Below are 23,861 nucleotides of genomic sequence, written 5' to 3' on the forward strand. Positions count from 1 at the left end.
TCAGAAGTAGTCACAGACGGTAGACAGCCAACGGATTGCCTTTCTGGCTCTTGTACGCTGTCAGCAGGTGTGAATCTCAACAGCGCCGATTCAGTAGACGCCGAATCACTCAGACCGCATCCTCGATAAACGACGCCATACTGTCATTGAACGCCTCAGCTTGTTCGACCATCGCTAAGTGGGCGGCATCGGGGACAAACGATACCTCCCCGTGAGGTGTCTCACGGGCCAGCGTCTCGTGATACGCACGCGGGGTCAGTTTGTCGTGCTCGCCACAGATGGCAAGCACAGGGACATCAATCTCGCCGAGTCTGTCGCGCACATCGAACCCGTGACAGGTCATGAAATCGCGGCGGGTCACGGCCTGCCCGACCGCCGCCATCTGCTCGCGGGAGCGGGCGAGGGCCTCGTGGTCCGTGTCGTGGAACAGGCGGTCCCGTTCGTGCAGGAACTCGACGGCGCGTTCCCAGTCGTCTGCGAGCCACTCCTGCAGTCCTTCGAACACCGGGAGTTCAGGGCCAGTTCCAAGTAGCACCACCGCTTCGGGCATCCAGTCCCGCTCAAGTGCGACCCACTGGGCAACGGCCCCGCCCAGTGAATTACCGATCAGCACGTCCGCGTCTGTCTCCCGCCCCACAGCGACCACATCGTCCGCGTAGGCGTCGAGTGTCGTGGTGCCGGCCTCGCTATCGACGTCATCGGGGTCTCCATGGCCTGACAAGTCCAGCGCGACGGCAGGATGGGTCGGTCCGGACGGGGCGTACTGGCGGCCCCACACGCGGTGTGTCGCCCCGCTGCCGTGGACATACAGCGCTGTCGGTCCCGTGGCAGTAGACTGCGTCTGTCTGTACGCCGTGACTCGCCCGTTGTGACTGACCCGTTCCATGCGACACCGTTCGGAAGCGGTGTGGATAAAACGTTGGCGCGCTCAAAGAAAGTGTGAACCGCATTCAAGCAACTCCACTTATTTTTCCGCCGTATGGCGTATTTCGACGATGAGTTTATATACTTGTATCGCTTACTTTGAGTTAGCATGACTTCAGAACAGCAGTTGTTCGACGAGACGCCACTCCGCCGATTCGAGTACGACGACAGTGTCGTGTTCGCGGCGGACGTGGGACCTGCCGCCGATGCGAGTGTCGATGTGGTCGACGGGACCGTCATCGTCGTCGCTGACGGCCACCAGTACGAACAAGAAATCCCCGCTGGCGACGCACGAGCGTTTATCAACCACGGGGTTCTCACTATCGAACTGTCAGAGAGCGAGGGAGATTACTGATGAGACTCACTGTTAAACCACTCAAACAGAAAGACGCCGGCCGAGGCCTCGCGGCTATCGACCGCGCCGCGATGGACGAACTCGAACTCGAGAACGGCGACTACATCGTTCTCGAAGGAAAACAGGACAGCCGCGCAGTCGCCCGGGTCTGGCCCGGTTACCCCGAAGACGAGGGGAAAGGCATCGTTCGTATCGACGGGCAACTTCGACAGGAGGCCAACGTCGGTATCGATGACCCGGTCAATATCGAAAAGGCCGATGTCAACCCCGCGACCTCGGTCACCGTCGCGCTGCCCCAGAACCTCCGGGTTCGGGGCAACGTCGGGCCGATGATTCGCAACAACCTCAGCGGCCAAGCCGTCACGCAAGGGCAGACAGTTCCGGTGAGCTTCGGCCTCGGACCGCTTTCCTCGATGTCCGGCCAGAAGATTCCGCTGAAGATCGCCGAGACAGAACCCTCCGGCACGGTCGTCGTGACTGACTCCACGGACATCCAGGTCAGCGAGATGCCCGCCGAACAGGTCCACAGCGGCGAGGGCGCACCCGAAGCTCGCGACACGCCTGACGTGACCTACGAGGACATCGGCGGCCTCGACCGCGAGCTTGAACAGGTCCGTGAGATGATCGAGCTGCCGATGCGCCACCCCGAACTGTTCCAGCAGCTCGGTATCGAGCCGCCGAAAGGCGTTCTCCTGCACGGCCCGCCCGGCACAGGGAAGACGCTGATGGCCAAGGCCGTCGCCAACGAGATCGACGCGTACTTCACCACGATCTCCGGGCCGGAGATCATGTCGAAGTACTACGGCGAAAGCGAGGAGCAACTCCGCGAAGTCTTCGACGAGGCGTCGGAGAACTCCCCCGCTATCGTCTTCATTGACGAAATCGACTCTATCGCCCCGAAGCGCGGCGAGACGCAGGGCGACGTGGAACGCCGCGTCGTCGCCCAGCTGCTCAGCCTGATGGACGGGCTTGAAGAGCGTGGGCAGGTCATCGTCATCGGCGCGACGAACCGTGTCGACGCCATCGACCCGGCACTGCGCCGTGGTGGCCGCTTCGACCGCGAAATCGAGATCGGTGTCCCAGACAAGGAGGGCCGCAAAGAGATCCTGCAGGTCCACACCCGCGGGATGCCCCTCTCCGAGGCGATCAACATCGAGAACTACGCCGAGAACACTCACGGCTTCGTCGGCGCTGACCTCGCCTCCCTCACGAAAGAAGGGGCGATGAACGCACTCCGCCGTATCCGCCCCGAACTCGACCTCGAATCCGACGAGATCGACGCCGAGGTGCTTGAACGCCTGGAAATCAGCGACAAGGACTTCCGCGAGGCAATGAAGGGCATCGAGCCCTCCGCGCTCCGGGAGGTCTTCGTCGAAGTTCCGGACGTCACCTGGGACTCCGTTGGCGGACTCGAAGGCACCAAGGAACGGCTCCGGGAGACCATCCAGTGGCCCCTGGAATACGAAGACGTATTCGAGTCGATGGACCTCGAAGCCGCAAAGGGCGTGCTGATGTACGGCCCACCCGGCACTGGGAAGACGCTGCTGGCGAAGGCCGTCGCCAACGAGGCCCAGTCCAACTTCATCTCCGTGAAGGGGCCGGAACTCCTGAACAAGTTCGTGGGTGAGTCCGAGAAGGGCGTCCGCGAAGTGTTCAGTAAGGCCCGCGAGAACGCCCCGACGGTGGTGTTCTTCGACGAAATCGACTCCATCGCCGGCGAACGTGGCGGCGGTACGACCGACTCCGGCGTCGGCGAACGCGTCGTCTCCCAGCTCCTGACGGAACTGGACGGCATCGAGGAGATGGAGAACGTCGTGGTCGTCGCGACCACGAACCGGCCGGACCTCATCGACGATGCACTCCTGCGCCCCGGGCGGCTCGACAGGCACGTTCACGTGCCCGTCCCGGACGAGGAAGCCCGGCGCGCCATCTTCCAGGTCCACACCCGCGACAAGCCGCTGGCCGACGGCGTCGACCTTGACGAACTGGCCAGCCGAACGGACGGTTACGTCGGCGCAGACATCGAAGCGGTCGCCCGCGAGGCATCGATGGCCGCGACCCGGGAGTTCATCAACAGCGTGGACCCCGAGGAGATCGGCGACAGTGTCAGCAACGTCCGCGTGACGATGGACCACTTCGAGCATGCGCTCTCCGAAGTCGGCCCCAGCGTTACCGAGGAGACCCGCGAGCGCTACGACGAGATCGAACAGCGCTTCGACCGGGCAGAACCCGGCGTCACCGACGAAAGCACGGCCAGCCGAACCTTCCAGTAGCGACGGTCGGCACACCACCGCTGATTTTTCCGCACTGTAGGCACGTTTCCCGCTTCGCTATTCGTCGTCAGCCCTGTCAAGCGTGATTTCGCGACATTCGTAGGCTTCCTTGGTCGCACCGGACCCGCCGACAGTGACTGGTCCATCGTCGGTCTCGATGGTGAGTGACCGTTCAGCCGGGTTCTTGCTCGATGCGGGATAGACGAGGCTCTGCCGGGCGTTTATCACCGGTCCAGATATCGTTGTCTCAGTTCGGTCCGTAGTCGAGAGTACCCGAGCGCGGGCAGTGACCGGCGTCCCCGCGCGCAGCGCCAGCGCCGCCATGAGTACTGCGAACTGAAACGCGGAGAAGGTCCGCGGGAACGCACATACGTCGGCGACATAGCGTTCCGTCCCCATCAGCCAGTGACTACCGAGAAACATCGTGAATTCGTCGTGTGCGAGATTCCTGTTGTCGAATTCAGTCGCCTGATAGTCTGCTATCGAGTCAGTCAGCATATCGGCATGACCAGTGAGTCCACGCTGGGTATCGGCGGTGACGAGCAGTGGGGTGATGCCGCTCTCGATTGTCCTGACCGCCGTTGCGATATCCTCGTATGCGGGCGTCGGTCCTGTCTCATCGCCATGGACCAGTAGCAACACCAGCACATCCCGCTTGATAGCGGCGCTGAGTTGCGGCACAAACTCTGAGAGAGACAATTTCGGGACCGCAATCGTGAGGCTCCCCTCGGCACTGTCGATAAGCGATTGTATTGCATCGATGACTGCCGACTGGGTCCGATGGATTTCCAGCCCCGGTTGTGCCATCATCAGAGGATACACTGCCACGTGTATAAATCGTCCCCTGAATTGGGCGCTACCGTCGCTGAGACAGGGAACTGTCATCAATAGAGATGGTCGTGGTGTAACTTCTTTATGCGTGTGTCTCCTCGGAAAGGTGATGAAGTCACAGCCCACCGTCCTGTTCGTCCGTAGTCCGAGCCAGGACAGGGCCGCGATTTCGATGCTCCGGGACAGTGGTCTCACCGTCCACGAGTTCGACGGTGTTCGTGATCTTGAGTGTGCGCTTGGCGACTACGACACTGACTGCGTCGTCACGAACTGCGAAGTCACGAATCCGGACGGAACACAGTATCTCGGTGGGCTGACGGTTATCGACCGACTGCGGGAAAGCCATCCCGAACTCCCAGTCGTCCTCTTTGCTGAGGTGACAAACGGAGACATCGCCCGTGAAGCCTACAGCCGCGACGTGTTTGGCTACGTTCCGGGCACAGTGGGCGACGCCAACCAGCGGCTTCTGGCGCAAGTCGACGCGGCCGTCGCGTCCAGTCCGGCCCGTCAGCGGGCGAATAAGCGAAAACAGCTCAATGAGGCCGTCCGGCTGGTCAATCAGGCGCTCGTCCGCTCACAGTCACGGATGGATATCGAACACGACGTCACGGCGGTTCTGGCGGGCACAGCCAGATACAGCGAGGCCTGTACGGTGACCTGTCAGCACGACAGGCCGGTCGTTCGAGCGCTGGGGTCACAGCGTGACCGTGTTTCTATCACCGCGCCGGAGCCATTGCGCCGCGCCGAGTCGGAAGACCGACTGGTCGTTGCAGACATTGACCCAGCAACGTTCGCGGATGACGCGGACGCACTGGAGACGGACTGTGCCCGAGTTCTCGCTGTCCCACTGGTGTACGATGGGGTGTCGTACGGCGTCCTCGGGGTATACGCCGACCGTGTCGATATCTTCGACACGGAAGAACAAGATACGTTCCGGGAGGTCGGCCACAATATCGCGCTGGCTATCGACGCAAGCCAGACGAAAGACGCGCTCCAGCAGCGGACGACGGAACTGGAACGACAGAAAGAGCGACTCCGAGAGCTCGCACGGATCATCTCACACGAACTCCGGAATCCCCTTCAGGCAGCGATGGGGCGGGTCGAACTGCTAGCCGCTGAACACGCCGCCGAGGAGTTTGACGCTATCCAGCGAAGCCACACCCGTATTTCGTTTCTTATCGATGACCTCATGGAAATCGCCCGACAGGGCAGTCGACAGTACACCGTCGAGCCAGTCACGCTCTCCAACGTGATGGCGGACGCCTGGACGACGGTCGACACCGCTGGGTCGACCATCGAAATCGACTGTACCGAGACGATACTGGCCGATAGCAACCGACTGCGTCAGCTTGCGGAAAACTTCTTCCGGCTTGCCACGGAGCAGGGCGATACCGGGAAGATAACAATCACAGACACGGCCACTGGGTTCGCCCTCGAGCACGACGGCCCCCCGCTGGAGGCGGGTAATGAGGGACCGTTTGAACTCTACTACGCCACCAGTGACGAAGGGGTCGGGCTCCACCTCGCCGTGATCCGGGAAATCGCCCACGGCCACGGATGGGAAATCGCCCTTTCCAACGAACCGACTGGACAGGTCCGTCTGCACGTTACCGGCGTCGAGCAGCCGTCAGCGAAAACTACGTAGCTACCCCGTCTCGCCGTACGTGACTCGAAACCGTATTTTGGGTCCAGTCCGGAGTTATGGTATGGATCTTCAGGCTCGGTATCGCGTGCCAGCACTCACTGGCCTATTGACGATCGTGTCGCTCGCGCTCGTGTTCGGGGCTGTGCTCGGGGCGATTCCCCAGTCGGCTCTCCCCGCTGCGCCCGCGAGCATTCTCGGGGCGATCCCCCACGCCAACGCCGTGGTCAGCGCCCTCGCTATCGGAACAATCGTTGGCGGTATCCGAGCGATACGCCGCGGCAACGTCGCCCGACACCGGAAGCTGATGCTCTCCTCGTTTGGCCTGTTCGCCCTGTTTCTCGTGCTGTACCTCTATCGGATAACGCTCGAAGGACCGACGGACTTCACCGGCCCGTCAGTCGTTGAAACCTACTTCTACCTGCCGTTTCTCGCCGTCCACATCCTGCTTGCCATCATCGCCATCCCAGCGGTGTACTACGTCTTGCTCTTGGCCTATACGTACCCCGTCTCAGAACTGCCGTCAACGAACCACCCGCGTGCCGGGAAACTGGCCGCAAGCCTGTGGCTGATCTCCTTCTCGATGGGAATCATCGTGTACGCGATGCTGTATCTGGTCTGGTAAGCTTACTCGCGCTCCGTTCGGAGCAGGCCGAACCACAACATATCGCGCCACCCGCCGTCGAGATACCACTCCGCCCGGTGCGTGCCTTCCTTCGTGAACCCCAGCCGTTCGATCACCGCGACAGAGCGGTCGTTTCCGCCCACAATCTTTGCCGACCACTTCCGGAGCGCCCGCTGGTCGAAGCCATACTGGACCAGCCTGCCCGCCGCCTCAGTGGCGTACCCCTCGCCCCAGGCGTCCGGGTCGAGCCAGTAGGCCAGTTCGGCTGTGCCCCGCTCCGTGTCGTGGTCCGTCATGGCGACGAGTCCGACCGGCTCAGTCCGGTCCTCGACTGGACCGGGATTCCCAGCCGGGTCGATACAGATCAGTAGATGGACCGAGTCTTCGTCGGACAGGGTCTCCTCGTAGTAGGTCTCCATCTGGTCGGTGGTCGGCGGGCGGGCGTACGTCCCTAGCCCCCAGACCTGCTCCTCGTGAAAGACGTGCTGTATCCAGTCGAGATCGTCTCGTTCCGGGGACCGGAGGGCGGTTCGGTCAGTCGCGAGGAAGGACGGCCCTGGCATGGACGATGCCTCGCTTGGACTGGGCAAAAATGTAGTGCTGTGCAGCACCGACGACGCTAGTCGTCAGCCGGGCTCGACTGCGTCCCGATGTCCGGGCGGGCAACGTCGCGGTCCGTCGCCTCGCCCTCGATATCATAGGGGTATTCGCCGGTGACACAGCCGAGACAGAGGTCAGTCCGGCTCTTGTCCAGCGTTTCCGCGATGGCGTCGATAGAGAGATACGACAGCGAGTCCGCCTCAATCTCGTCGCGGATTTCGTCTACAGATTGGTTTCCGGCGATGAGTTCATCGCGGGAGGCCATGTCGATGCCCATGTAACACGGGGCAACAATTGGCGGTGCGCCGATGCGGACGTGGACTTCCTCGGCACCGGCGTCTTTCAGCAACTTGATCAGTTGCGTCGAGGTGGTCCCGCGGACGATAGAGTCGTCGATGATGGTGACGCTTTTGCCCTCGATTGTGGACTTGATGGGGTTGAGCTTCAGCCGAACGGCCCGCTCGCGTTCGTCCTGCGTCGGCATGATGAACGTGCGGCCGACGTAGCGATTTTTCATCAGCCCTTCAGCGAACTCGATGTCCGAGCCGTCGTCCTGTGCGGCCTCGGCGTACCCGGAGGCGAACGCACGCCCGGAGTCTGGCACCGGCAACACCACGTCTGATTCGACGCCGGACTCCTCCCAGAGTTTCCGACCGAGCTCGCGCCGGACCTCGTAGACGAGGTTTTCGTCGATAGTCGAGTCCGGTCGCGCGAAGTAGACGTGCTCGAAGAAACAATTGGCCGTGTTCTCTGGTTCGACGAGCTGATAGGTATCGTAGCCGGTTCCATCGGCGTGCAGGACGACGAGTTCACCGGGCTTGACGTCACGGATCAGCTCGCCGTCAAGCGTGTCGATAGCTGCTGATTCAGAAGCAAGGACGTAGCCGTCCTCGAGTTCGCCGATACACAGCGGTCGGTTCCCTTGCGGGTCGCGCACGCCGAGGACTGTCTCGTCGTGCATGATGGTCAGCGAGTACGACCCGTGGATGCGGTTCATCGTCCGCTTGACAGCCCGAACCAGATCCTCCTCGAGAAGATTACGCGCGAGGTCGTGGGCGATGACCTCGGTGTCGCCGTCGGACGTGAAGGCGTGACCAAGGTCGGCCAGTTCGTCGCCGATCTCGTCGGCGTTGACGAGGTTCCCGTTGTGGGACAGTCCCAGCGATCCCGACTTGAACGAGACGGAGAACGGCTGGGCACAGCAGGCGTTGACGCTTCCGGCTGTCGGGTATCGGACGTGGCCGATACCGTTCGAGCCGTTGAGCGCCTCCAGATCGCCGGGGTCGAATGCGTCACCGACGAGTCCCATTTCGACGTGGCTGTACTGCTGGAACCCGTCGTGGGTGACGATACCCGCTGATTCCTGGCCGCGATGCTGGAGCGCGTACAAGGAGTAGTAAAGCGGTCGGGCGGCGTCACGGTCCTCCAAAGAGATGCCAACAACGCCGCACTTCTCGTGCATTTGTGTTGAGTGTGTTATTCGCCTGCTTTCGACTGCCACTCGTAGTCACGCCGCTTGGCCGACTTGCCGAAACCGCACGACGAGCAGACCTTCTTTTTCGTGTGATACGACTTTTCACCACACCGTCGGCACTTCGTGTGCGTCGTGGTGTTTTTCTTGCCCTGACTCGGAGTTCCTGCGCCAGTCATGGAGTAATTGAGACGACGTTATCGCCGCGTATAATCGTTGTGTCTTCATCCTCGACGACGAGGTTCATGTGTTGGTCGTAGCCGGTGAGTTCCCCCTCGAACAGTTCGCCACCCTTCAGCTGTACGGTGACTGTCTCACCGAGGGACGCTTCGAGTACATCCAGCGGTCGTCCACTCATGTACGGTTTGGATAGTGATGGCCGCTTAAACGTACCGTTTGTCTGATGGCGCGCGAGACCGTTCCGCTATCCTACACGTCGACGCTAAACGGCGCTCGCTCGGCCGCTCGGACGGCGAAGCCAGCTGAGTAGGTCCGCGAGCGCGTCGAGATCGTCCGGGTCGATGACTTCGACCGGCGTGTGCATGTATCGGTTCGGGAGGCCGACGTTGACCGATGGAATCCCACCGCGGGAAGTGTAGAAGGCGTCCGCGTCGGTCCCGGTCCGGATACCGGTCGCCTGCAACTGGATGTCGATGTCCTCGGCGTCGCTCGTCTCGCGAAGGGCATCGACAGCGACCGGGTGGTTCGCGCTCCCGCGAGCAACGACCGGTCCCCCGCCGAGTTCCACACCCGTCGCGGCTTTGCCAGGCGAGCCCGGTGCGTCCGTTGCGTGTGTTACGTCCGCCGCGATGGCGACATCCGGCGCGAGGTCGAACCCAACCATCTTCGCACCTTGCACGCCGACCTCTTCCTGCACCGTCGAGACAGCGTACACCGTCGCGTCCGCGTCTGACTCTGCTGCGCGGCGGAGGCCCTCTGCGGCCGCCCAGATGCCGATACGGTTGTCCATCGCCCGTGCAGCGAGGCGGCCGTTCTCCAGTTCACTCACCGTCTGGACGAACGTCACCGGGTCGCCGCGGTCAACGAGCGTTTCTACCTCGTCGCCGTCCTCGGCCCCGACGTCGACGTGCTGTTCAGCGATCTCCGGCACGGAGTCGTCGTCCGAGTCCCGGAGGTGAATCGCGGTCTGTCCCACGACGCCCGAGACGGGACCGTCGGTCGTGTGAATGGTGACGTGTTGTCCGCGCGAGACGGTCTTGTCAGAGCCGCCGATACGGCCCAGTTTGATGAACCCGTCGTCCGTGAAGTCCCGAACGATGAATCCAATTTCGTCGCCGTGGCCGGCGAGCGCAACGGTCGTGTCGCCGCCCTCGACCTTTGCGACAGCGTTCCCGTAGTCGTCCGTTCGGACCTCGTCGGCGAACTCGCTGACGTAGTCGAGCCACACGCGCTGGCTGTCGGCCTCGTATCCAGATGGGCCGGGCGTTGTCAGCAGCGATTCAAGGAACTCTCGTCGTCGTGTGTCCATACACGAGATAATTGCCCCGTGGTCATGAAAACAACGGACGGCATACGGTCTGGGACATCTCAGCGTGGCCATGGTACCGCCACGGCTAAGAGTCGCGGCGCTGAACTGTCACTATGGCAGAATTCACCCTCCTCGAACTGCATCTCGACGGCGCGGAGTTCACTGCGAACGCCCCGTTCAGCGCTGCCGACGATGACGACGAATCGGAGCGCAAATCGCGGTGGTCGCGGTCCCGGACAGACGAATCGAGCGACGAAACAGACGCAGAAGACGGCGGTGGCCCCGGCGTCGGTCGCCTCGCGTTCGCGGTACTTGGCGTCGTCGCAGTTGTCGCGCTTGTTCTGCGCCTGTACTTCGGTGGGTCCGAAGGCGCTGACGACAGCGATGTCGACCTGTAGCGGATAGGTCCTGCTTCCGAACCGGATGCGGGGAGTCGTTTTCACAGGGAGAAGGCCTATTTTCTCCCGCCACATTTCAGACGTATGGGATTATACCACAGCGTTCAGGCTGTCGCTGGCGCGACCGGCGACGGCCCCATCGACTGGAGTGCTGTCGCAGACGCCGCGAAGGGCGCCACGGACACGGGAGACCTCACCGTCGAGACGCCCGAACGCGACGGCTACGCGACCGACGTTCGGGACGCACGAGATCGCGTCCGGGAGGTCGGCGAACTCGCCTTTGATTTGCCCGAAACCGTCGAAATCCAGAACCGACATCACTGGATCGACGCCAACGTCGCCACGTTCAGCCGTGTGATGGAGCCGATAGAACAGCAGGCCGAGTATATGCCCGGCATCGCCCGTGTCGTCAACACCGGGTCGATGGCCGTTGCACTGTCGTTTCTTGGAAACAATGTCTTAGGCCAATATGACCCTGTCTTGCTCGCGGACAACGACGCCCACGCGCTGTACTTCGTGCGCCCCAACATCGACCGGGTCGCCAGCCAGCTGAACGTTGAGCGGGACCGCTTCCGCCGCTGGATAGCCTTCCACGAAGTTACGCACGCGGCAGAGTTCGGTGCGGCCCCGTGGCTGTCCGATCACCTCGAAACAGCGATGGAGGACGCCATCGACAACCTCACCGACGGCAACATCGACCGGACAACACTTGGCGAACTCGATACGACGATGACCGCCGTCGAGGGGTACGCGGAGCTGCTGATGGACCGTGCCTTCGATGACGAGTACGACGACCTGCGGCGGAAAGTCGACGAGCGCCGACAGGGACGTGGCCCCATCGCGTCGCTCATGCGCCGACTGCTCGGACTCGGGATGAAACGGCAACAGTACGAACGCGGGAAAGCGTTCTTCGACACGGTCGCAGACGCCCGCGGCGTTGCCGCGGCCGGGCGTGTCTGGGACTCTCCGGACACACTACCAACTGAAGACGAGATAGAGACGCCGACGCTGTGGATCGACCGCGTCGATCCCTGAAATCGCTACAGCACGCCCCGTGGCCGCACGGAACGGTTATTTCTCCGGTTCTTCTACAGGTCCTTCTATTTTCGCGACATCGAGGAGGATTTCGCTGTTCGATTCGTCGACAGCGACAACCGTCCCGGCGACGACGAGCTTCGAGATCGGCGTCGGGCCGAGAATGACGGCCTGTCCCTCGCTGAAGCCCTGCACCGAACTCTGGAGGTGGAACCGCGCGCGACACTTCTCCGGGTCGTGAACGTTGGTGAAGTTGATTTCCTCGACGGTGACGTCGACTCGTTCGTAGTCGTGGGCGACGACGACGCTCTCGGCCTCGTCTATCTGCTGGCGGTCGATTGCGTCGAACGCCTCAGATGTCGGCTTGTACCCACCCGTTGGGCCGGGAATTCCTTCGACAAGTCCCAGCGAGGTCAGACTCTGCATCTGGTTCCGTACCGTTCCTGGATTCCGGTCGATCTCCTCCGCGATTGTCTCGCCGGTAACTGCCTCACCGGTCTGTTGATACCTGTTTACCAGCGTCGTAAGCATCGTTCGCTGGCTGTTGTTCAGATCGATGCTAACCATACCGGAGTGTATCGGGAGCGGCTACTTATCCCATTGGGTTCACTCATTCACCGCCAGTCGCTCTCACGGAGATGGCTACTCCATGTATCCCAGTTGTTTCAGGCGGTCTTCGACGGCGTCGCCCTCATCGCTTCCGAGAGCGTCATCGATACCGAGCGGTTCACGCTCGCCGACGGCGGGGTCCTCAGAGAACACCGGGAGCACTTCGCCGCGCATATCAGTTGGGATAGCACAGCCATGGGCGGCCAGCACCGTCGGCGCGATATCGAGGATGCTGATTCTGTCGAGTTCGCCCTGTGGCTCGAAGTCCGGGCCGCTGGCGGCGAAGATTCCATAGGGTGTATTCTCGGCCGCCCAGCGGTCGGGGCCGCTCTGGATGGTCCCGCCGCCGATGCCGTCGTTGACGTGGACGCCCGGGCGCTGGTCGACGACCACGTCGGGGCCCGCGTCAACGTAGGGGCCGTTGTACACGTCTTCGCCCCTGTACACGTCAGTGAACAGCGACCCGTGCTCGTCTTCAACCTCGCGGAGGTCGGCCATCAGCGACTCGCGGACCAATTCCACGTCGAAGCGAGGGTTGATGTACACCGGTCCCTGCCCGCTGGCGACGACCTTTGTCTGCTCTAAGTCGACGGCTTCGAGCTTCCGGTCCCGTTTGACGCCGTCGCGCTGCGGGACGAGTTGCTGGATGGACTCGGGGACGACGCGGGCAAGCGTGTCCACCAGTCCGGCCCGCTTTGCGACCGCAAGCAGGTTCTCACGGTCGAGTCCGATTCGTGTGAGGACGGCGTCGACGCTCGTATCCCGGACCTGATAGCCGTTCTCGGCCAGCCATTCGTTGATGTAGAACTCCGTCTGGGTCGCGTCACAGCCGTGGTCGGACATCAGGACGAGGTTCAGGTCCTCGCGGTCGTCGAGCCGACCGACCCACTCGTCGACCAGTTTCCACGCGCGCAGACTGGGCTCGTCGTCCCAGAAGAAGTGATGCAGGACGTTGAGATAGAACAGCGTGACGTGGACGAAATCGAGGTCCCGCTCGTCCATGAGTGTCGTCGCCACCTCGAAGCGCTTCTCTAGCAGGTCCAGAATGGCCTCGACCTCCGCGCCGCGTTCGTCATTCGAGGACAGCAGCGGATCCGGGTGGACGCTGTAATCGAAGCGGGACTGTCGCTCCTCGGCCAGTCCCGGCGGCGAGGTGTAGCCGGAACTGATCGAGCGGTACTCCCCCTCAACGGCGTCTGGGCCGCCGGCAACCACGAGGTCGTCGATGTCCCGCGGGGGGTACATCGTCGGCATGTTGACGACGCCGGCCGACTGCCCATCGTCGTTGAGGTAGTCCCACAGCTCGGCGGTGTGGTAGTCGCCGCCGTTCATCACGTTGATCTCGCCCGCGGCGAGGTCGACGTTCTCGAACCAGAAGACGCCGAACCCGCCGGGGTCCTTACCCGAGGAGTAACACTTCCAGTTCGGGAACGTGACTGGCGGCAGACAGCTCTGCGTCCCCGCCCAGGTGCCGGTGTCCCGCAGCGCGGCCAGGTTCGGGAGCTCGCCGGCCTCGATCCACGGGTCGAGCAGTTCCCAGCTCGCGCCGTCGAGTCCGACGACGAGGGTCTTCGTCATGTTGAGACGGAGACAGGGGAGTCACTAGTCCCTTTCGCACCCCGTCCGATGGGGTTGCACAATGTCCGCTCGGCTGAGACTGACAACGCGTCACTTTTGAGCGCGCCGCCGGAACAGTTGGTATGAGCAACCGGTCGGACATCGCACCGGACACCGTCTCGGTCGAGTTGACCGAGGACGGCGTCGTCGTGGAGTACCTCGACGGCCGCCAGGCGTTCTATCACGGCGTCCCAACGGCGGTCGAAGGGAGTATCCAGACTTCGCCGGGCAAAGACACACACGTCCTGATAACCGACAAAACGGAGACATCAGGTATCCTCGTGTACGTCAACGACCTCCGGACACATGACGATATTCTCGAAGAGACAGGCGTCGGGCGGGTCATCCTCGACGACGGCGAGGAGGACGAACTGTTCCCGGGCGTCACGGTCCGGGACAATCAGATGCGGACGGCAGTTGAGGTGGACTACGACGTGACGAACGGCCGGGTGTTCGTCTTCGAGGAGGACGAACTCGGCGAGCGGAGCTTCGAAATCGTCGAGGGGTGAGCCCTGCAGTGGGGCAGGCGCGACTGCGGGGCGAGGACCGTTACTGGATGTAGGACGGGTCTTCGTCGTCGCAGTTCTCCTCGTGCTGGCGCGCGTCGCTCTGGTCGTCGAACATCAGGCCACACGTCTCGCACTTGTACCACGTGACCTCGTCTCTCTCGGTTTGGACAACCATATCAGAGACTCGAATTGCCGCCCGTATATTATTTTCCCGCAACACAACGGGAACCCTCAAGGGAGTCGGATTGCAAGAAGGCGGCATGAGCGGGTCCACTGAGGCCGGTGTCGAACTCACCGTTGAGGGTGCGAACAAGCGCGACGCCGGGCGCGGTATCGCACGACTGCCGGAGTCCGCACGGACTGAGCTGGGCGTGTTGAGCGGGTCGCCCGTCATCATCGACGGGGATGACATGACTGTCGTGAAGGTCTGGCCGGCTGACGACGACGGCTCGTTCGTCCGTATCGATTCGGACACCCGGGCGAACGCCGGTGTCAACATCGGTGACACGGTCACAGTGACAAGCGGGTCGGTCTCAGAGGCTACCGAAATTGCCGTCCAGCCGGTCGAACCGATGCCGGGCAGCGAGGACTACGAGAGTCTGGTCCGGAAGCGTCTCGTCGACCAAATTATTCAGGCTGACGAGCGGACCCACATCGATGGATTGGGGACCTTCCTCGTCCGCAAAACGTCTCCGTCGGGGCCAGTCCGGGTTACCGACGCGACGGCGGTGACCGTGCTGCCAGGGCTCGACGGCGGCAGCGATGCGGGCCAGTCGTCACCCGAGGAGGGAACAACAGCGAACACGCCGACCGCCGAAACGGAGTCCGGGGTGAGCTACGAGGACATCGGCGGCCTCGACGAGGAACTGGACCGTATCCGCGAGATGATCGAGATGCCTCTCTCGGAGCCCGAAGAGTTCCGCCGTCTGGGTATCGACCCACCGAGCGGCGTGTTGCTCCACGGCCCGCCCGGGACAGGGAAAACCCTCATCGCCCGTGCCGTCGCCAACGAAGTCGACGCCTACTTCGACACCATCTCCGGCCCCGAAATCGTCTCGAAGTATAAGGGCGAAAGCGAGGAACGACTCCGGGAGGCCTTCGAGAAAGCCGAGGCGAACGCGCCGGCCATCCTCTTCGTCGACGAAATCGACTCCATCGCTGGCTCTCGGGACGAGGACGCGGACATGGAGAACCGCGTTGTCGCCCAGTTGCTCACGCTGATGGACGGCCTCGAAGACCGAGGTCGCGTCGTCGTCATCGGGGCGACGAACCGCGTCGACGCCATCGACCCGGCACTGCGCCGTGGCGGCCGCTTCGACCGCGAAATCGAAATCGGCGTTCCCGGTGAGCACGGCCGCCGCGAGATTATGGATGTCCACACGCGGGACATGCCGCTGCACGACGACGTGGATCTTGACCGCATCGCCGCCCAGACTCACGGCTTCGTCGGGGCTGACCTCGCGTCGCTGACCACCGAGGCCGCGATGGCCGCACTCCGGGCCGACCGCGACAACGGCGATGTCCATCAGGACGACTTCGAAACCGCGCTTGCCACTGTCGACCCCAGCGCGATGCGGGAGTACGTCGCCGAGTCGCCAACGGCGACCTTCGACGACGTGGGCGGGCTGGCCGAGGTCAAGCAGACGCTGACTGAGACCATCGAATGGCCGCTGTCGTACGGTGAACTGTTCACCGCAACGAACACCGACCCGCCGAGCGGTATTCTACTCTATGGCCCTCCGGGAACCGGCAAAACCTTGCTCGCTCGGGCCGTCGCCGGTGAGAGCGACGTGAACTTCATCCACGTCGCGGGCCCCGAAATCATGGACCGCTACGTCGGCGAGAGCGAGGAAGCGGTCCGGGAACTGTTCGAGCGTGCCCGCCAGACCGCACCGAGCATCATCTTCCTCGACGAGATCGACGCCATCGCCAGCCACCGCGGTCAGGGCAACGAGGTCACCGAGCGCGTCGTCTCCCAGCTACTCGCCGAACTGGACGGCATCACCGAGAACCCCAATCTGGTCGTCTTGGCCGCGACCAACCGCCGGGACATGATTGACGATGCGCTACTGCGACCGGGTCGCCTCGAACAGCACGTCGAGGTCCCGAACCCCGACCGTGACGCCCGCGAAGAGATTCTTTCCGTCCACACCGCCGGGAAGCCGCTCGCTGCTGACACCGATATCGAGGACCTTGCTGAAGAGACCGACGGCTTCTCGGGCGCAGAACTGGAGGCCGTCGTCCGCGAAGCATCGATGCTGGCTATCCGGGAGGTCGCGTCCGCCTACGGACCTGAAGAAGCCACCGAGAACGCTGAGGAAGTGGAGATCACGCCAGGACACTTTGGCGAGGCGCTGGAGCGGGAGCGCACGCGGTAGCTCGGCGGATCACTGGATATCTTGGTCGTACTATCCGCTGAGCGAGAGCATTCTGTCGATAGTATCCGAAAGGCGAGGAGAGGCGAAAGGGTCGACTCCGGGAGAGGAGTGAAAAGGCTGTCCGGACAGCCTTGGCGGACGAGCGACGCCGAGTGGCCGAGCAGCGAGACGGGCGTTAGCGCCGGCATCGACGTGAAAAGCGCCTTGCCGGCAGATACTCGTAGCGAGTGCACACGCAAAAAAGGCCCGGTGTCAGGCCCGCCTATGTGTCGCCATCGGACGACGACGAATTCGGTTCGTCGGTGGGTTCCTGCTGAGGGTCGTCACCGCCGCCGTCACCGTCTCCTGTGGCTGATTCAGACGTGCCACGTCGGCCCAGCAACGGGAGCGACCGACGGCGGAGGAGTCGGCGGCCGCCGACAACTGGGACGGCGAGGACGACAAGCCACGGCGCGAGGCTCGCGGCGGTCACCAGCAGCCCACGGGTGAACACGTACACGTCGGTCACTGACGAGAGGAACGCAGCGACAAGCGACCGCTCGTGGTACGGCACTTGCTGGGCCGACGGCTCGGGCGCTGGCTCATGGATCTCGACGCGTAGCGTCGAATAGGCGACCCGCTGTTCAAGTGAGCGCTTCTGTGCTTCGAGGCGTTCGATATCGCTCTGGACCGACGACAGTTGTTCCTCGATACGGAGCAGTTCCTCCGTGCTGTTGGCCTGTTCGTAGAAGATCCGCAGGCGGTCGCGGCGCTCCCGGAGGTTGGTCAGCCGTGCTTCGAGGTCGACGAGCTTGTCGGTCACGTCTTTCGTCGTCGTCTCCTCGGAGCGGACCGTCCCCTGCTCGGCCACCATCGACTGCGTCGGTTCGTACTCCTCGCTTGGCACTCTGACGACAATGTAGCCAGTGTACCACGCCTCGCCGTCGTCACGGTGGAGTTCGCGGTTCGAGTCGCTCACGTACCCGCCGGACGTGCGAGCGCGGGCGGCGATTGCGTCGGCTGTCGTGGAGTAGTTCTCCACTTCGACCACCATCCGCCCGTTGCGGATGATGGCCCGGTCGGCCGCCGCGTCGCCGGCCTGGATGTTCTCGCTATCGTCAGCGCTCGCCCCGGAATCCGCTTCGACAGGCTGACTCGACCCGCCGTCGCCGCTGGACATCTGTGCGCCGTCACCGCCGCCCTGTGCCTCGCCCGCATCGCCGCTCCCACCCATGCCGGTACAGCCGGCAAGGAGGAGGAGACCGACAACAGCGAGGACCCTGACTCGAGAAGCCATACGGGACGTACTCGTTCTGAGAGCAGTATAACGACAGCGAACGCTCAAAAACCGCTTTTTGTCGAATAGCGACTGCAGTTACGGCCAGTCCGTCCGGCGGTCAGCAAGCGCCGGGAACTCATCGCGGACCTGTTCGACGCGCGCCGGGTCGAGGGTGGCGGTCACCAGCGCCGGGTGGTCGTCGGCGCTGGCGAGCGTCGTCCCCCACGGGTCGTACACCGTCGACCGACCCAGCAGTTCCGCGTCCTCGAACTGTCCGACGCCGTTCACCGCGGCGACGTACAGTTGGTTCTCGACGGCGCGGGCACGACCGAACAGTTTCCAGTGCTCGACGCGCGGATACGGCCACGCACTGGGCACGAGCGTCAGCGTCACGCCTTCGTCGACGAGGTGGCGGTACAGTTCCGGGAACCGGAGGTCATAGCAGGTGGTGACTCCCACGGTGAATCCCTCGAAGTCGACGGTCGGAACAGTCTCACCCGGCTCCAGCAACTGGGACTCCGCGGAGTCGTAGCCAAACAGGTGGTGCTTGCGGTACACTGCCTGTCGCTCCCCATCGCGGTCGAAGAACACAGCGGTGTTCGCCAGCCCCTCGTCCGCGGGCACGTCGAACCCGCTGTCGGTGCTCGTCGCTAAGTCCTCAACGACGCTCCCGGCCAGCACCGCCACCTCGTTGTTCGCGGCGACGCTGCGAATCTGGCTGAGCGTCTCGCCGTCCAATCCCTCCGCGTCCCGAGCGTAGCGATCAAAAGCGAAGTAGCCGACGTTGAACAGTTCCGGGAGTACAACGAGGTCCGCGCCGTCTGCGGCCGCGTCCCTGATGGCGGTCGTCGCGCGGCCGACGTTCTCGGCAACCGAGCCCGACGACACGTCTATCTGGGCAAGCGTGAGCCTCATGCTTCGACTTCGAGGTCGTCACGCAGAGCCTGTTCGAGGTTCTGCATCTCGTCGTCGAGGTTCCGCTTGAAGAAGCGCTCGACCCCCGGGAGTTTGCCGTCGACGATGAACCGGTTGGTCAGTTTCGTGCCGCCGTCGGCCGTCTCTTCGAGTTCGTGTTCGCCCTGGACGGTCATCACTTTCGAGCGACCGATGAAGCGGGCATACTCCGGACGGCGCTGCTCGACATCCTCGGTTTTCACCGTCATCGTCTGGCTGACCACCGGAATCGGGAGCTCGATCGACCAGTTCGCGTGTGTGTCGTCGATGACTTTCCAGTCAGTGACGACGCTGATCGGCCGGGCCCGTTTATCCGGGTCGGTGATGAATTCCCAGACACGTTCCGGTGTGGCCGGCACAGTCATCGTTCGTTCGACCCGGACAGTCATGGAATGTACTGAGGACTACTGGCCGATGAATCCACCGATTGTAACAGTGCGTAAAACCCGACGGGGGCTATCCGGTCGGTGTGACGCGCCACGTTGTCGACCGTGCTCGACCCCACTTCTCGATTTCGACTTCGTCGGCCTCCTCAGCTAAGCGTGGGAGCCGCGCGCCCACTTGCTTCGACGAGAGGCCGAGCTGCTCAGCGATGTTCTTCGCGCGGAAGTAGCTCTCCCCACGCGAGACGCTGTCCCGGAGATATTCGAGAATGCGTCGGTCTTCCTCGCTGTAATCGGCCATACTAAAGATACGGTCTCAGCGTTTTTAACGGTTCCCTTCACAGTCTCGTGGCTGATACCAGTCTCAGGCGTCGTAGGCGTGAATCGCCACGATGGCCACGGCCGCGGCCAGCATTGCGAGCCCGAACGCGCCGCCAGATGTCACGAGCAGGTTCCCCGTTTCAAGCTCCTGTGCGTGCAGAATCGCGTAATTATAGCTGTTGGTTGCTGTAAACAGGGCCGCGCCGACCGAGACGAGCCCGAACAGCAGGGCCAGGCCCATCCCCATGTCGCTTTTGGACGCCTTGGAACTCATGTACCACGCTTTCGGTGTTGCCCACTTAGTTCATTCGGGCTCGGGCCACAGGACATATACCGACCCGTCGAAGATGGGAGAGCAACCATGGGCCGGTTGAAACAAGTTGGTGTGCTACTCGTCGCGATCGGCGCTGTCGCAGGGGGCAGCGTCGCGCTCGGTGTACTGGGGACGCCAAGCGTCGCGTCCGTTGATAATCACTTCTCGGATGTCTCGAACCAGACGACCACGGTGGGAACGAACCTGACTGTGACTAACCCGAACCCTGTCGGCGTCCAGCTGGGCGGCGTCGGACTCAATTACACTATCTCAATGAACGGCGTAGAGATGGCACGGGGCGACAGGCAGGGCGTCGGTCTCGGTACCGGCAACTCGACGTTGCAGTTCACCACCGAGATGCAAAACGACCGTATTCCGCCGTGGTGGGTCACCCACATCAACAATGGCGAGACGACGACAGTGAGCATCGACGCAACCATCACGTCCTCGACGCTCGGCGGTCGGTCAGTGTCGTTTAGCCAGGAACGAACTATCGAGACGGCCCTCCTCAGCCAGTTCAATTCCACCGAGACGCGGCCCGTCGAGGCAGACCAGCCGCTCGTCTCGGACCCCGTTCTCTACATCAACGAAACCCGCGGCACGTGGGACCAGACGAATCTCACACAGTCCGAGACGCCGCTGAACCTCGCCTTCGACGTGTACAACCCAAAGCCGTACCCCTACACAGTCACCAAAGTCGGCTACACTATTCGGATGAACGACGTGACCGTCGGCGAGGGCGAAACGAATCGAGGCTACGTCCTCAGGCCAGGCGAGAAGACGACACTCGAAGCGAACACCGCTATCCAGAACGAGAATCTGGACCGCTGGTGGGTGTCCCACCTCCAGCGAAACCAACAGACGGACCTCTACATCGATTTCTATCTCGTCCTTGAGGGTGGCAACGAGCAGTTCAGAGTCGACCTGGACTCAATCGACTACCAGCAGGAAATAGAGACAGACATCTTCGGCACCAAGGCGCAGTACCCGACCGGCGATGGGGCCGCTGACGGCTCCAGCGATGGGTCCGATAGTTCGACAGCCGATAGCGCAACTGCAACCCTGACACCGACACCCACGGAAACCGAAACAGACGGTGGACTACTGGGTGATGAGGACACACAGACGGATGACGGCCTGTTTGACGGCGGATAGACGGACACGGAGGCCACGACTGAAACGACGACCGAGAAACCCACAGCGACCCCAACGGAGACGGCCACGCCGACTGAAACCGAAACAGACGATGGCGGCCTCCTCGGGTAGTCAGTACTAGTAATCCGCTCCCTCAGTTCTCGACATAGAGCATCCCCGTGCCATCGATCGTTATCGTGTAGCCGCAGTACTGGAACAGCATCGGCAACTCTCCCGGTGGGATATCCGATACTGCGTCCAGACGCTCACCGTCGACAACCATGTCAAGGCTCCCGAGTTGCGTGGGGTGACAGTCCTCAAGCGCCGCGATGGTCTCTTTGACAGTGATGTGAATGGGTGTCGGTGGACCGACAGGCCGCTTCATACTGGACCGTTCACAATGCCCACTCAAAGGCACAAGTGTTTTTCACCGCAGTTTGTCGTGGCAGTGAACCTGCTAAATTAGATGGTGGAGTCCGAAAACAGGACTGTTGCTGCAAACCGCAACCGCGGGCCGCGGTAGCCGCCTCACTCGATCGTCGTGTGTTCCGATTCCTCGTTGAGCGCGAGGTTCGTCGCGATTTCGGCGCTTCGGACCGCAAACTCGGCCGTCTGCTGAAGACTGACCAGCACTTCACGCACTTCCAGTAGCGCCTCGTTGTCCATCTCCGGCAGGTCGTCAAGGATTTCGTGTTCCTTGTCGCCGATGTCCTTGTACAACTCTCGGACCTGAATCGCGGTGTCGTAGTTGCGGTCGACGGCCGCCTGAACCGCCAGTTCGGTAATGTCGTTGACCTGATCGGTGAACTCACGGATGCGACGCATGGTCGAACTGTCGACGTTGAGGGAGTGGTCGTCGGTCTCAAGCGCGATCTCGGCGATATCCTCGGCGTTGTCCGCCGTCAGTTCGAGGTTCTTCGCAATCGATCGATAACCGATGAGCGGGAAGCCGTCGTTGAGGCCGATAGCTCGCGCGAGATTAGGGTTCTGGTAGGCCGTGAAGATGAGGCGGAGTAGGAGGACGAATATCTTGTTGGCCTGTCGCTCGCGGTTGAGCGCCCGCTGGGCGAGGTCGGGATTGCCGTGGGCGAGAGATTTCACCGCTTCATTTCGCATCGTCGAGCCAGTGGATTCCAGCCGTTCGAGGAGGTTGTTAAGCGTGAAGTCCTCCGGGTCGACGGAGCAGCGAATCGCGATCCGGTCGGGCGTCTCCTCGATGACGCCGAGGCCCATCAACTGGGTTTCGGCGTTGTAGACGGCGTTGATGTGCGAGGATTCCAGTGTCTCGCCCTCTGGGGCTTCGACGTGGATGACGCGCCGGCCGAGCACGTACTGGGCGACGATAGCCCGTTCGACGGAATCGGCGTCGAGATTCTCCGCGTGGATGATAGCTTCTGATTCCTCGGTCTGGACGGACTCGGGCATGACTGTCAGCGTGCCTTTGCCGCCCATTCGTAGCGACACCTCGTCGCCTTTCTCAACGTCGTGCTCACTGGCCCACTCCGCCGGCAACGTCATCGCGAGCGTCGACGGCCCCAATCGCTGGACTTTCCGGGTTTCCATATGTCCTTTGTGGGGCGTGAGATACCTTAATCTTGACTATACATGATAAAATACCGCAGCCGATATATCATGGTTCATTTCGCTCGGCTGGAGAAGCTTCAGACGACCTCGACAAGTCTGCGTTCGTGCCGCCCGACACGGACTCGCAACCAGCCGCGAAGCTTCTCGTCCAGTTCCGGATCGCCTGTGTCGACACGCAGCGTGCCAACGCCGTCCAGTTTCCGCCGTGAGGCGACCACTTCGAGGTCACACTGTCTGATGACCGCCGGCGATAGCTGCTGGTTCCCCCGACCGAACACGAACCCCTGTCCGCCGATCGGCGAGACGACGATGACGTTCCGGTCGCCGAGGGCGTCGAGGATGTCTGCCTCGGCGGCGTCGCGGGCAAGCACCTCCCCGTCACGCCACACATCTACGCCAAGCGTCGTTCCGTCGAACCCCAGTTCTTCTTTGATAGCGCCGACGGTACTCCCCGGCCCAAGGACGTAGGTAACATCTGGGTCAGCGGCATTGGCGACGCTTTCGGCAAGCGATTCGACACTGCCGCCGCCCAGTTGCTTGGCCGACTGGCGCTGGTCAGCTACAGGGACTTCCGCGACGGCCCGGAGTTCGGTGACTACTTCCCCACCTCTAAAGGCGTCCTCGTCAATATCGTTGACCTCCGCGCGCTCCGTCTCAGAGAAGCGGGCGACGATGCGCCCGGCCGCACGCGGCGACACACCAAACACGGAGGAATACACTTTGACCCCGGCTGGGACGCCCAGAACCGGGATAGCTGCGTCCAGGTCATCAAGCGTCGTTGCGACGTCGACAGCCGTGCCGTCGCCACCGACAAACAGGATCACGTCCACATCCGCCTCAACGAACGCTCGAACCGCATCTTGGGTATCCTTGCTCGTCGTTTCGTCAGTACTCCCCGGAGTGCCAACGACCGTCGGATCGAACCCTGCCTCACGAGCGATACCGTCCCCCATCGGGTCGCCGTACGTGAGCAGTTCCACGTCCGTCCCGACTTCGGCGAGTGATGCAAGCGCCGTCCGTGCGCGGTCCGGTGCGCGTTGCTCCGCGCCGCGGCGGCGCGCCTCCCCGACTTTCCCGTCAGTGCCCTTGAGGCCGACGCGGCCGCCCATGCCGGCGATGGGGTTGACCACGACACCAATTCGTCGCATTCGCCGTCGC

The 23,861-nt window shown here is 62.6% G+C and carries 26 protein-coding genes and 1 pseudogene; 9 read left to right on the forward strand and 18 right to left on the reverse strand.

The window, feature by feature from the left end:
* Positions 1–109 precede the first annotated feature (109 nt).
* Complete coding sequence (locus ACODNH_RS17615) at positions 110–886, reverse strand: alpha/beta fold hydrolase (RefSeq protein ID WP_434530674.1); 777 nt, start codon at positions 884–886, stop codon at positions 110–112.
* Between the two features lie 147 nt (positions 887–1,033).
* On the opposite strand from ACODNH_RS17615, the gene ACODNH_RS17620 reads away from it, so the two are divergent.
* Positions 1,034–1,279, forward strand: a complete 246-nt coding sequence (locus tag ACODNH_RS17620; RefSeq protein ID WP_058996004.1) for a DUF7127 family protein — start codon at positions 1,034–1,036, stop codon at positions 1,277–1,279.
* Positions 1,279–3,552, forward strand: a complete 2,274-nt coding sequence (locus ACODNH_RS17625) for a CDC48 family AAA ATPase (RefSeq protein WP_434530675.1) — start codon at positions 1,279–1,281, stop codon at positions 3,550–3,552. The genes ACODNH_RS17620 and ACODNH_RS17625 overlap by 1 nt, the downstream gene beginning before the upstream one ends.
* 57 nt (positions 3,553–3,609) lie before the next feature.
* Here ACODNH_RS17625 and ACODNH_RS17630 read toward each other — a convergent pair whose 3' ends face one another.
* Positions 3,610–4,362 carry a TrmB family transcriptional regulator sugar-binding domain-containing protein gene (locus ACODNH_RS17630; RefSeq protein ID WP_434530676.1) on the reverse strand — a complete coding sequence of 251 codons (753 nt, stop codon included), beginning with the start codon at positions 4,360–4,362 and terminating at the stop codon, positions 3,610–3,612.
* Between the two features lie 130 nt (positions 4,363–4,492).
* On the opposite strand from ACODNH_RS17630, the gene ACODNH_RS17635 reads away from it, so the two are divergent.
* Both ACODNH_RS17635 and ACODNH_RS17640 read left to right on the forward strand, forming a co-directional pair.
* On the forward strand, positions 4,493–6,028 hold the full coding sequence (locus ACODNH_RS17635; protein ID WP_306706523.1) for a hybrid sensor histidine kinase/response regulator: 1,536 nt from the start codon (positions 4,493–4,495) through the stop codon (positions 6,026–6,028).
* A 61-nt stretch (positions 6,029–6,089) separates the two neighbouring features.
* Positions 6,090–6,650: a DUF420 domain-containing protein gene (locus ACODNH_RS17640; RefSeq protein WP_434530677.1), complete on the forward strand. Its 561-nt coding sequence runs from the start codon at positions 6,090–6,092 to the stop codon at positions 6,648–6,650.
* Positions 6,651–6,652: 2 nt separating this feature from the next.
* On the opposite strand, the gene ACODNH_RS17645 is transcribed toward ACODNH_RS17640, so the two are convergent.
* From ACODNH_RS17645 to ACODNH_RS17665, 5 genes and pseudogenes are all read right to left on the reverse strand, one after another.
* A complete protein-coding gene (locus ACODNH_RS17645; protein WP_434530678.1) occupies positions 6,653–7,213 on the reverse strand; it encodes a GNAT family N-acetyltransferase in 561 nt (186 codons plus the stop codon).
* A gap of 56 nt (positions 7,214–7,269) precedes the next feature.
* Positions 7,270–8,712, reverse strand: a complete 1,443-nt coding sequence (purF, locus tag ACODNH_RS17650) for an amidophosphoribosyltransferase (RefSeq protein ID WP_434530679.1) — start codon at positions 8,710–8,712, stop codon at positions 7,270–7,272.
* A 14-nt stretch (positions 8,713–8,726) separates the two neighbouring features.
* Entirely contained in the window at positions 8,727–8,900 is a 174-nt protein-coding gene (locus ACODNH_RS17655; protein WP_004517916.1) for a 50S ribosomal protein L37e, read from the reverse strand.
* Entirely contained in the window at positions 8,897–9,079 is a 183-nt protein-coding gene (locus tag ACODNH_RS17660) for an LSM domain-containing protein (RefSeq protein ID WP_004517917.1), read from the reverse strand. Before ACODNH_RS17660 ends, ACODNH_RS17655 begins: the two co-directional genes overlap by 4 nt.
* 71 nt (positions 9,080–9,150) lie before the next feature.
* Positions 9,151–10,210 (reverse strand): annotated as a pseudogene (locus ACODNH_RS17665) (M20/M25/M40 family metallo-hydrolase).
* A 113-nt stretch (positions 10,211–10,323) separates the two neighbouring features.
* Between ACODNH_RS17665 and ACODNH_RS17670 the strand changes: the two are divergent.
* Entirely contained in the window at positions 10,324–10,608 is a 285-nt protein-coding gene (locus tag ACODNH_RS17670; RefSeq protein WP_434530680.1) for a hypothetical protein, read from the forward strand.
* A gap of 84 nt (positions 10,609–10,692) precedes the next feature.
* Complete coding sequence (locus tag ACODNH_RS17675) at positions 10,693–11,643, forward strand: zinc-dependent metalloprotease (protein ID WP_434530681.1); 951 nt, start codon at positions 10,693–10,695, stop codon at positions 11,641–11,643.
* A 36-nt stretch (positions 11,644–11,679) separates the two neighbouring features.
* Here ACODNH_RS17675 and ACODNH_RS17680 read toward each other — a convergent pair whose 3' ends face one another.
* Positions 11,680–12,210, reverse strand: coding sequence for an Rrf2 family transcriptional regulator (locus tag ACODNH_RS17680; protein WP_434530682.1), 531 nt, complete (start codon positions 12,208–12,210; stop codon positions 11,680–11,682).
* A gap of 75 nt (positions 12,211–12,285) precedes the next feature.
* Entirely contained in the window at positions 12,286–13,830 is a 1,545-nt protein-coding gene (locus ACODNH_RS17685; RefSeq protein WP_434530683.1) for an alkaline phosphatase family protein, read from the reverse strand.
* 122 nt (positions 13,831–13,952) lie between these two features.
* On the opposite strand from ACODNH_RS17685, the gene ACODNH_RS17690 reads away from it, so the two are divergent.
* Positions 13,953–14,378: a DUF5796 family protein gene (locus ACODNH_RS17690; RefSeq protein ID WP_306706540.1), complete on the forward strand. Its 426-nt coding sequence runs from the start codon at positions 13,953–13,955 to the stop codon at positions 14,376–14,378.
* 40 nt (positions 14,379–14,418) lie between these two features.
* Here ACODNH_RS17690 and ACODNH_RS17695 read toward each other — a convergent pair whose 3' ends face one another.
* Positions 14,419–14,553, reverse strand: coding sequence for a DUF7128 family protein (locus ACODNH_RS17695; RefSeq protein WP_004517924.1), 135 nt, complete (start codon positions 14,551–14,553; stop codon positions 14,419–14,421).
* Positions 14,554–14,638: 85 nt separating this feature from the next.
* On the opposite strand from ACODNH_RS17695, the gene ACODNH_RS17700 reads away from it, so the two are divergent.
* The gene (locus tag ACODNH_RS17700; RefSeq protein ID WP_434530684.1) at positions 14,639–16,756 is read left to right on the forward strand and encodes a CDC48 family AAA ATPase; all 2,118 of its coding nucleotides are present in this window, start codon (positions 14,639–14,641) and stop codon (positions 16,754–16,756) included.
* 262 nt (positions 16,757–17,018) lie between these two features.
* Here ACODNH_RS17700 and ACODNH_RS17705 read toward each other — a convergent pair whose 3' ends face one another.
* The 5 genes from ACODNH_RS17705 to ACODNH_RS17725 all read right to left on the reverse strand — a co-directional run bounded on the left by ACODNH_RS17705 (position 17,019) and on the right by ACODNH_RS17725 (position 19,946).
* A complete protein-coding gene (locus ACODNH_RS17705; RefSeq protein ID WP_434530685.1) occupies positions 17,019–18,032 on the reverse strand; it encodes a DUF4349 domain-containing protein in 1,014 nt (337 codons plus the stop codon).
* A gap of 78 nt (positions 18,033–18,110) precedes the next feature.
* The gene (locus ACODNH_RS17710; RefSeq protein WP_434530686.1) at positions 18,111–18,929 is read right to left on the reverse strand and encodes a carbon-nitrogen family hydrolase; all 819 of its coding nucleotides are present in this window, start codon (positions 18,927–18,929) and stop codon (positions 18,111–18,113) included.
* Complete coding sequence (locus tag ACODNH_RS17715) at positions 18,926–19,357, reverse strand: SRPBCC family protein (protein WP_306706550.1); 432 nt, start codon at positions 19,355–19,357, stop codon at positions 18,926–18,928. Before ACODNH_RS17715 ends, ACODNH_RS17710 begins: the two co-directional genes overlap by 4 nt.
* 67 nt (positions 19,358–19,424) lie before the next feature.
* A complete protein-coding gene (locus ACODNH_RS17720; protein ID WP_004592831.1) occupies positions 19,425–19,652 on the reverse strand; it encodes a DUF7123 family protein in 228 nt (75 codons plus the stop codon).
* A 63-nt stretch (positions 19,653–19,715) separates the two neighbouring features.
* Positions 19,716–19,946: a DUF7525 family protein gene (locus tag ACODNH_RS17725; RefSeq protein ID WP_229727241.1), complete on the reverse strand. Its 231-nt coding sequence runs from the start codon at positions 19,944–19,946 to the stop codon at positions 19,716–19,718.
* 111 nt (positions 19,947–20,057) lie between these two features.
* On the opposite strand from ACODNH_RS17725, the gene ACODNH_RS17730 reads away from it, so the two are divergent.
* Complete coding sequence (locus ACODNH_RS17730) at positions 20,058–21,140, forward strand: LEA type 2 family protein (RefSeq protein ID WP_434530687.1); 1,083 nt, start codon at positions 20,058–20,060, stop codon at positions 21,138–21,140.
* Between the two features lie 133 nt (positions 21,141–21,273).
* Here ACODNH_RS17730 and ACODNH_RS17735 read toward each other — a convergent pair whose 3' ends face one another.
* The 3 genes from ACODNH_RS17735 to ACODNH_RS17745 form a co-directional block, all read right to left on the reverse strand.
* Positions 21,274–21,504, reverse strand: coding sequence for a HalOD1 output domain-containing protein (locus tag ACODNH_RS17735; protein ID WP_058995970.1), 231 nt, complete (start codon positions 21,502–21,504; stop codon positions 21,274–21,276).
* A 143-nt stretch (positions 21,505–21,647) separates the two neighbouring features.
* Positions 21,648–22,682 (reverse strand): phosphate uptake regulator PhoU, encoded by a 1,035-nt coding sequence (locus ACODNH_RS17740; RefSeq protein WP_005534477.1) that lies wholly within the window; start codon positions 22,680–22,682, stop codon positions 21,648–21,650.
* A gap of 98 nt (positions 22,683–22,780) precedes the next feature.
* Positions 22,781–23,851 carry an ATP-NAD kinase family protein gene (locus ACODNH_RS17745; RefSeq protein WP_434530688.1) on the reverse strand — a complete coding sequence of 357 codons (1,071 nt, stop codon included), beginning with the start codon at positions 23,849–23,851 and terminating at the stop codon, positions 22,781–22,783.
* Positions 23,852–23,861 lie beyond the last annotated feature (10 nt).

It is taken from the genome of Haloarcula sp. NS06 (assembly GCF_051122755.1).
In the GTDB taxonomy this organism is placed as follows: domain Archaea; phylum Halobacteriota; class Halobacteria; order Halobacteriales; family Haloarculaceae; genus Haloarcula.

Excerpts from the sequence above, each read along its gene's own strand:
- ACODNH_RS17725 (WP_229727241.1), bottom strand. The coding sequence starts at position 19,946 with ATGAGTTCCAAGGCGTCCAAAAGCGACATGGGGATGGGCCTGGCCCTG.
- purF (WP_434530679.1), bottom strand. The coding sequence starts at position 8,712 with ATGCACGAGAAGTGCGGCGTTGTTGGCATCTCTTTGGAGGACCGTGAC.
- ACODNH_RS17745 (WP_434530688.1), bottom strand. The coding sequence starts at position 23,851 with ATGCGACGAATTGGTGTCGTGGTCAACCCCATCGCCGGCATGGGCGGC.
- ACODNH_RS17715 (WP_306706550.1), bottom strand. The coding sequence starts at position 19,357 with ATGACTGTCCGGGTCGAACGAACGATGACTGTGCCGGCCACACCGGAA.
- ACODNH_RS17690 (WP_306706540.1), top strand. The coding sequence starts at position 13,953 with ATGAGCAACCGGTCGGACATCGCACCGGACACCGTCTCGGTCGAGTTG.
- ACODNH_RS17700 (WP_434530684.1), top strand. The coding sequence starts at position 14,639 with ATGAGCGGGTCCACTGAGGCCGGTGTCGAACTCACCGTTGAGGGTGCG.
- ACODNH_RS17655 (WP_004517916.1), bottom strand. The coding sequence starts at position 8,900 with ATGACTGGCGCAGGAACTCCGAGTCAGGGCAAGAAAAACACCACGACG.
- ACODNH_RS17660 (WP_004517917.1), bottom strand. The coding sequence starts at position 9,079 with ATGAGTGGACGACCGCTGGATGTACTCGAAGCGTCCCTCGGTGAGACA.
- ACODNH_RS17625 (WP_434530675.1), top strand. The coding sequence starts at position 1,279 with ATGAGACTCACTGTTAAACCACTCAAACAGAAAGACGCCGGCCGAGGC.
- ACODNH_RS17675 (WP_434530681.1), top strand. The coding sequence starts at position 10,693 with ATGGGATTATACCACAGCGTTCAGGCTGTCGCTGGCGCGACCGGCGAC.
- ACODNH_RS17735 (WP_058995970.1), bottom strand. The coding sequence starts at position 21,504 with ATGAAGCGGCCTGTCGGTCCACCGACACCCATTCACATCACTGTCAAA.
- ACODNH_RS17740 (WP_005534477.1), bottom strand. The coding sequence starts at position 22,682 with ATGGAAACCCGGAAAGTCCAGCGATTGGGGCCGTCGACGCTCGCGATG.
- ACODNH_RS17620 (WP_058996004.1), top strand. The coding sequence starts at position 1,034 with ATGACTTCAGAACAGCAGTTGTTCGACGAGACGCCACTCCGCCGATTC.
- ACODNH_RS17670 (WP_434530680.1), top strand. The coding sequence starts at position 10,324 with ATGGCAGAATTCACCCTCCTCGAACTGCATCTCGACGGCGCGGAGTTC.
- ACODNH_RS17645 (WP_434530678.1), bottom strand. The coding sequence starts at position 7,213 with ATGCCAGGGCCGTCCTTCCTCGCGACTGACCGAACCGCCCTCCGGTCC.
- ACODNH_RS17640 (WP_434530677.1), top strand. The coding sequence starts at position 6,090 with ATGGATCTTCAGGCTCGGTATCGCGTGCCAGCACTCACTGGCCTATTG.
- ACODNH_RS17685 (WP_434530683.1), bottom strand. The coding sequence starts at position 13,830 with ATGACGAAGACCCTCGTCGTCGGACTCGACGGCGCGAGCTGGGAACTG.
- ACODNH_RS17705 (WP_434530685.1), bottom strand. The coding sequence starts at position 18,032 with ATGGCTTCTCGAGTCAGGGTCCTCGCTGTTGTCGGTCTCCTCCTCCTT.
- ACODNH_RS17615 (WP_434530674.1), bottom strand. The coding sequence starts at position 886 with ATGGAACGGGTCAGTCACAACGGGCGAGTCACGGCGTACAGACAGACG.
- ACODNH_RS17630 (WP_434530676.1), bottom strand. The coding sequence starts at position 4,362 with ATGATGGCACAACCGGGGCTGGAAATCCATCGGACCCAGTCGGCAGTC.
- ACODNH_RS17720 (WP_004592831.1), bottom strand. The coding sequence starts at position 19,652 with ATGGCCGATTACAGCGAGGAAGACCGACGCATTCTCGAATATCTCCGG.
- ACODNH_RS17695 (WP_004517924.1), bottom strand. The coding sequence starts at position 14,553 with ATGGTTGTCCAAACCGAGAGAGACGAGGTCACGTGGTACAAGTGCGAG.
- ACODNH_RS17635 (WP_306706523.1), top strand. The coding sequence starts at position 4,493 with ATGAAGTCACAGCCCACCGTCCTGTTCGTCCGTAGTCCGAGCCAGGAC.
- ACODNH_RS17680 (WP_434530682.1), bottom strand. The coding sequence starts at position 12,210 with ATGGTTAGCATCGATCTGAACAACAGCCAGCGAACGATGCTTACGACG.
- ACODNH_RS17710 (WP_434530686.1), bottom strand. The coding sequence starts at position 18,929 with ATGAGGCTCACGCTTGCCCAGATAGACGTGTCGTCGGGCTCGGTTGCC.